General features: G+C 53.3%; 7 protein-coding genes. 6 read left to right on the top strand and 1 reads right to left on the bottom strand.

What is annotated here, in order from left to right; all coding sequences use genetic code 11:
- Window positions 1–233 precede the first annotated feature (233 nt).
- Window positions 234–800: a D-glycero-beta-D-manno-heptose 1,7-bisphosphate 7-phosphatase gene (gmhB, locus tag DK872_RS17815; protein ID WP_007373255.1), complete on the bottom strand. Its 567-nt coding sequence runs from the start codon at window positions 798–800 to the stop codon at window positions 234–236.
- A gap of 187 nt (window positions 801–987) precedes the next feature.
- Here gmhB and metN point away from each other — a divergent pair, with 187 nt between their 5' ends.
- The 6 genes from metN (at window position 988) to proS (ending at window position 6,571) form a co-directional block, all read left to right on the top strand.
- A complete protein-coding gene (gene metN / locus DK872_RS17810) occupies window positions 988–2,019 on the top strand; it encodes a methionine ABC transporter ATP-binding protein MetN (protein ID WP_161518617.1) in 1,032 nt (343 codons plus the stop codon).
- Window positions 2,012–2,665 (top strand): methionine ABC transporter permease MetI, encoded by a 654-nt coding sequence (locus DK872_RS17805; protein WP_007373253.1) that lies wholly within the window; start codon window positions 2,012–2,014, stop codon window positions 2,663–2,665. Before metN ends, DK872_RS17805 begins: the two co-directional genes overlap by 8 nt.
- A gap of 39 nt (window positions 2,666–2,704) precedes the next feature.
- Complete coding sequence (metQ, locus tag DK872_RS17800) at window positions 2,705–3,520, top strand: methionine ABC transporter substrate-binding lipoprotein MetQ (RefSeq protein WP_007373252.1); 816 nt, start codon at window positions 2,705–2,707, stop codon at window positions 3,518–3,520.
- A gap of 108 nt (window positions 3,521–3,628) precedes the next feature.
- A complete protein-coding gene (gene rcsF, locus DK872_RS17795; RefSeq protein WP_035886474.1) occupies window positions 3,629–4,036 on the top strand; it encodes an Rcs stress response system protein RcsF in 408 nt (135 codons plus the stop codon).
- Window positions 4,033–4,740, top strand: coding sequence for a tRNA (N6-threonylcarbamoyladenosine(37)-N6)-methyltransferase TrmO (tsaA, locus tag DK872_RS17790; RefSeq protein WP_035886475.1), 708 nt, complete (start codon window positions 4,033–4,035; stop codon window positions 4,738–4,740). The genes rcsF and tsaA overlap by 4 nt, the downstream gene beginning before the upstream one ends.
- A gap of 112 nt (window positions 4,741–4,852) precedes the next feature.
- A complete protein-coding gene (gene proS, locus DK872_RS17785; protein WP_107146853.1) occupies window positions 4,853–6,571 on the top strand; it encodes a proline--tRNA ligase in 1,719 nt (572 codons plus the stop codon).
- Window positions 6,572–6,607 lie beyond the last annotated feature (36 nt).

Genomic DNA, 6,607 nt, shown 5'->3' with positions numbered 1-6,607 from the left:
AGAGCAGTTGCGACGCGGCTTTCAGCTCACTGTCGCGAGGTGGCGTATATTACGCTTTCCTCTTTCAGAGTCAACCCCGATTTTCGGGATTTTTTTCTCTTCCGACTTAACGTCGCTGCGTGATGTTCTTCGCTGGCGCCGTGTCGATGGAGGCGCATTATAGGGAGCCGGAGAGGAATGACAAGCGGAAAAATGCATTTTTATTTCAACCGCTCATCTTTTCGTCATAACGGTTATTTTTGGTGCTTTTTGATAGCTAAAGGCAACTCCGCAAGACTATTAATCACCCAATCAGCGCTTTTTTCCGCTTCCGGGGTGACCGGTTTGCCCGTGCGCACTAAGACTTTCGTACCCACTTGTGCAGCATCCGCCGCCTGCATATCTTCTATTTTATCGCCTACCATATAAGAAGCAGCCATATCGATGTGCAGGAAATCGCGGGCAGAGATCAACATCCCCGGATGCGGCTTACGGCAATCGCACACCTGACGAAACTCTTCAACGGTTCCCTGCGGGTGATGTGGACAATAATAGATACCGTCCAGATCCACACCGCGATCGGCCAGCGACCAGTCCATCCACTCGGTCAGCGTTTCAAACTGCGCTTCGGTAAATTTACCGCGAGCAATACCAGACTGGTTCGTTACCAGAACCAGCGCGTAGCCCATCTCTTTAAGTTCGCGCATGGCGTCAATGACGCCATCAATAAATTCGAAGTTATCGATCTCATGCACGTAGCCATGATCAACATTAATCGTGCCATCACGATCGAGGAAAATAGCGGGTACTGACTTTGCCACGGGTTTACTCCTGAAAAAGGCATAGAAGCTTAGTATCTCATGTTTCGCAACGCAGGAAAGTGCTCATCATTACGAGCGACATTGATTTAGACGTCTGGATGCCTTACCATCCGCTCTGTTTACGGGTACGCCCGTAACCGGCAGAACAAAATGCCACGGCTAACTCTTATACGATAAAAATAATCTAATGATTAAACTTTCGAATATCACCAAAGTGTTCCAGCAGGGGAACCGTAATATACAGGCGCTGAACAACGTCAGCCTGCATGTTCCCGCTGGTCAAATTTATGGCGTTATTGGCGCATCAGGTGCGGGGAAAAGTACGCTTATCCGCTGCGTTAACCTGCTTGAGCGTCCGACGCAAGGCAGTGTGCTGGTCGATGGCCAGGAACTGACTAAACTCTCTGAAGTGGAATTAACTAAAGCTCGCCGCCAAATTGGCATGATCTTCCAGCACTTTAATCTGCTGGCATCGCGTACCGTTTTCGGTAATGTCGCATTACCGCTGGAGCTGGATAATACCCCGCGTGACGAGATCAATCGCCGGGTAAAAGAGCTGCTTGATCTGGTCGGTCTTGGCGATAAACATGACAGTTATCCGGCCAACCTCTCCGGGGGGCAAAAACAGCGCGTGGCAATCGCCCGTGCGTTGGCCAGCAATCCGAAAGTGCTGCTGTGTGACGAAGCCACCAGCGCGCTCGATCCGGCAACAACACGTTCCATTCTTGAATTGCTGAAAGACATCAACCGTCGCCTCGGTCTGACCATTCTGCTGATCACCCACGAAATGGATGTGGTTAAGCGCATTTGCGACTGCGTGGCCGTTATCAGCAACGGTGAACTGATTGAGCAAGATACGGTGAGTGAAGTCTTCTCCCATCCGAAAACGCCGCTGGCACAGCAGTTTATTCAGTCCACGCTGCATCTCGATATTCCGGAAGATTATGCACAACGCTTGCAGCCGGAACCGCAGGCTAACAGCGTACCGATGTTGCGTATGGAATTTACCGGTCAGTCGGTGGATGCGCCGCTGTTGTCTGAAACCGCGCGTCGTTTCAACGTGAACAACAACATTATTAGCGCGCAGATGGATTACGCGGGCGGCGTGAAGTTCGGCATTATGCTGACGGAAATGCACGGCACTCAGCAGGATACCCAGGCGGCCATCGCCTGGTTGCAGGAACACCATGTAAAAATAGAGGTACTCGGTTATGTCTGAGGCAATGATGTGGCTCTTTGCCCGCAGCATCTGGGAAACACTGTTTATGACCTTTGCCTCCGGTCTGCTGGGTTTTGTCGTGGGTCTGCCGTTTGGCGTGCTGTTGTATGTCACGCGTCCGGGTCAGATCATGCAGAATCCGGGTCTGTATCGGGTGATCTCTGCGCTGGTCAACATTTTCCGCTCCATTCCGTTCATTATTTTGTTGGTCTGGATGATTCCTTTTACGCGCGTGATTGTCGGCACCTCAATTGGCCTATACGCCGTTATTGTTCCGCTGACGGTTGGTGCCGCGCCGTTTATCGCCCGTATGGTGGAAAACACCTTGCTGGAGCTGCCGGCAGGTTTGATTGAAGCTTCCCGTGCGATGGGTGCAACGCCAATGCAGATCATCCGCAAAGTGCTGTTGCCGGAAGCGCTGCCGGGCCTCATTAATGCTGCGACCATTACGCTGATTACCCTCGTGGGTTATTCCGCAATGGGCGGTGCCGTCGGTGCCGGTGGTCTGGGGCAACTGGGGATCCAGTACGGCTATGTGACCTATAACCCATTAGTGATGAATACCGTACTGATATTACTGGTGGTTCTGGTTTACTTAATTCAGTTCGCGGGCGATCGTATCGTCCGGGCTGTGACGCACAAATAACGTTACACAACATAACGACTCTGAGAGAAGGGAAATAACATGGCTTTTAAATTCAAGACCTTTGCAGCCGTAGGTGCTCTGCTTGGTTCTCTGGCGCTGGTCGGATGCGGCCAGGATGAAAAGGATCCGAATCACATTAAAGTCGGTGTGATTGTTGGTGCTGAACAGCAGGTTGCCGAAGTCGCACAGAAAGTTGCGAAAGAGAAATATGGCCTCGACGTTGAGCTGGTGACTTTTAACGACTACGTGCTGCCAAACGAAGCGCTGAGCAAAGGCGATATCGATGCTAACGCCTTCCAGCACAAACCGTACCTCGATCAGCAGATTAAAGATCGCGGTTTCAAACTGGTTCCGGTCGGCAACACTTTTGTTTATCCAATTGCAGGCTACTCCAAAAAAATCAAATCACTGTCTGAATTGCAGGATGGTTCTCAGGTCGCCGTACCAAACGATCCGACTAACCTCGGTCGTTCCCTGCTGCTGTTGCAGAAACAGGGTTTGATCAAACTGAAAGATGGTGTGGGCTTGATGCCGACCGTACTGGATATCACCGAAAACCCGAAAAACCTGAAGATTGTTGAGCTGGAAGCACCGCAGCTGCCGCGCTCTCTGGATGACGCGCAGATTGCACTGGCGGTGATCAACACCACTTATGCCAGCCAGATCGGCCTGACTCCGGCAAAAGACGGCATCTTCGTTGAAGATAAAGACTCCCCGTACGTGAACCTGATCGTTGCCCGTGAAGATAACAAAGACGCGGAAAACGTGAAAAAATTCGTTCAGGCTTATCAGTCAGATGAAGTGAACGAAGCGGCGAACAAAGTCTTCAATGGCGGCGCGGTGAAAGGCTGGTAATCTCCTCTGTCTGTAATATCATTCAAGGCGGGCGAAAGCCCGCCTTGTCATTTGTACACGTCCCTGATTCAATAAGCGGCGTTAAGAAAATCACTTTGAGGAAAGATTATGCGTGCTTTACCGATCTGTTTATTAGCACTCATGTTGAGCGGCTGCTCCTTGCTAAGCAGATCCCCTGTCGAACCGGTACAAAGTAGCGCAGTGACGCCAAAATCAGAGCCGGTAAAACCGAAAGTGACACGCCCTGCCCCGGTGCGCATCATCACTGATGCACAAGATTTAGTGGGTAAACCGTTCCGCGATCTGGGTGAAGTCACCGGCGAATCCTGTCAGGCAAGCAACCAGGACTCCCCGCCGAACATCCCGACCGCCCGCAAACGCATGCAGATTAATGCCTCGAAAAAAGCCAGGGCCAATGCCGTTCTGTTGCATAGCTGCGAAGTGACCAGCGGTACTCCGGGCTGCTATCGCCAGGCCATCTGTGTGGGTTCCGCACTCGACGTTTCGGCAAAATGAGTACCTTTGCTTTCGGGCAAATAGGTGTTATCCGTTCACCGTATAAAGAGAAGTTTGCCGTACCGCGCCAGCCGGGTCTGGTGAAGCATGGCGGCGGCGAACTTCACTTGCTTCCTCCGTATAATCAACCCGATGCAGTGCGCGGCCTCGAAGGGTTCAGCCATTTGTGGGTGCTTTTCGTTTTTCATCAAACGATGGAAGGCGGATGGCGTCCTACCGTGCGCCCGCCGCGGCTCGGGGGCAATGCAAGAATGGGCGTGTTCGCCACACGATCAACGTTTCGCCCCAATCCGATCGGTATGTCACTGGTCGAATTAAAAGGGATCCGCTGCCATAAAGATCAGGTGATTTTACAGCTCGGTAGCCTGGATCTGGTCGATGGCACGCCGGTTGTGGATATCAAACCTTATCTGCCTTTTGCCGAAGCCGTACCCGATGCGCAGGCCAGCTACGCGCAGCAGGCGCCGGTTGGCGATATCCCGGTGAGCTTCACATCCGACGTGGAGTTGCAGCTTAGCGGGCTGGAAAAGCGTTATCCCCACTTCAAAGCCTTTTTGCTGGAAGTGCTGGCGCAGGATCCGCGTCCGGCCTACCGAAAAGAGGAAGAGCAAGGGAAGACTTACGCCGTCTGGCTGCTGGATTTTAATGTGCGCTGGCGCGTAACGGCGGCGGGATTTGAAGTCTTTGCGCTGGAAGCGCGCTAATTTTATTCCCCTCTCTTTTGGCATCTCTGCCAGGCTGATAAACTAAACCACTTTTTTTGTGTCAGGCCTGATTTCGGGCCTGTTCCGATTGTCCAAATGGAACCGTAACAACATGCGTACTAGCCAATACTTGCTCTCCACTCTTAAGGAGACGCCTGCCGACGCCGAAGTCATCAGCCACCAGCTGATGCTGCGCGCCGGGATGATCCGCAAACTGGCCTCCGGGTTATACACCTGGCTGCCGACCGGTCTGCGCGTCCTGAAAAAAGTCGAAAACATCGTGCGTGAAGAGATGAATAACGCCGGTGCGATTGAGGTGTCCATGCCAGTGGTACAGCCAGCCGATCTGTGGCAGGAAAGCGGCCGCTGGGAGCAGTATGGCCCGGAACTGCTGCGTTTTGTTGATCGCGGCGATCGCCCGTTCGTCCTCGGCCCGACTCACGAAGAAGTCATTACCGATCTGATCCGTAACGAGCTGAACTCCTACAAACAGCTGCCGCTGAACTTCTTCCAGATCCAGACTAAGTTCCGCGATGAAGTGCGCCCACGCTTTGGCGTTATGCGTTCCCGCGAATTCCTGATGAAAGATGCCTACTCTTTCCATACCTCTCAGGAATCCTTGCAGGAAACCTATGACGCAATGTATGCCGCCTACAGCAAAATCTTCAGCCGTATGGGGCTGGATTTCCGTGCTGTACAGGCCGATACCGGCTCGATCGGCGGTAGCGCATCCCATGAATTCCAGGTGCTGGCGCAGAGCGGTGAAGATGATGTGATCTTCTCTGACTCCTCCGATTTCGCCGCCAACATCGAGTTTGCTGAAGCGCTGGCGCCAAAAGAACCGCGCGGCGCCGCCACGCAGGAAATGACGCTGGTTGATACGCCAAACGCGAAAACCATCGCCGAGCTGGTTGAACAGTTCAACCTGCCGATTGAGAAAACGGTAAAAACGCTGCTGGTGAAAGCCGTTGAAGGCAGCAGCTACCCGCTGGTCGCGCTGCTGGTTCGCGGCGATCACGAGCTGAACGAAGTGAAAGCGGAAAAACTGCCGCAGGTTGCTGCACCGTTAACTTTCGCCACCGAAGCGGAAATTCGCGCCGTGGTCAATGCCGGTCCTGGCTCCCTTGGCCCGGTTAATATGCCAGTTCCTGTGGTGATCGACCGTACCGTTGCCGCGATGAGCGACTTCTCTGCGGGCGCGAACATCGACGGTAAACACTACTTCGGCATCAACTGGGATCGCGATGTCGTGACGCCGGAAGTGGCGGATATCCGTAACGTTGTCGCTGGCGATCCAAGCCCGGACGGTAAAGGTACGCTGCTGATTAAACGCGGTATCGAAGTGGGTCATATTTTCCAGCTCGGCACCAAGTACTCCCAGGCGCTGAACGCGGCGGTACAGGGTGAAGATGGCCGCAACCAGATTCTGACCATGGGCTGCTACGGTATCGGTGTAACGCGCGTGGTGGCTGCGGCGATCGAGCAGAACAACGACGAGCGCGGGATCATCTGGCCGGACGCTATCGCACCGTTCCAGGTTGCGCTGCTGCCGATGAACATGCACAAATCCTACCGTGTGCAGGAACTGGCGGAAAAACTCTACGCCGAACTGCGCGCGCAGGGCATTGAAGTGCTGATGGATGACCGTAAAGAGCGTCCGGGCGTGATGTTTGCTGATATGGAACTGATCGGTATCCCGCACACAGTGGTGATCGGCGATCGCAACCTCGACAACGACGATATTGAATACAAATATCGTCGCAACGGCGAGAAGCAGCTCATCAAAACCGGCGACATCCTTGATTATCTGGTGAAAGCTATTAAAGGCTAAGCCGACAAAAAGCCCCGCTCGCGGGGCTTTTTTTAT

Source organism: Kosakonia sp. MH5 (genome assembly GCF_009935945.1).
GTDB classification, from domain to species: Bacteria; Pseudomonadota; Gammaproteobacteria; order Enterobacterales; family Enterobacteriaceae; genus Kosakonia; species Kosakonia radicincitans.
The sequence above is the reverse complement of the archived record's forward strand: the minus strand, read 5'-3'. Positions and strand labels throughout refer to the sequence as shown.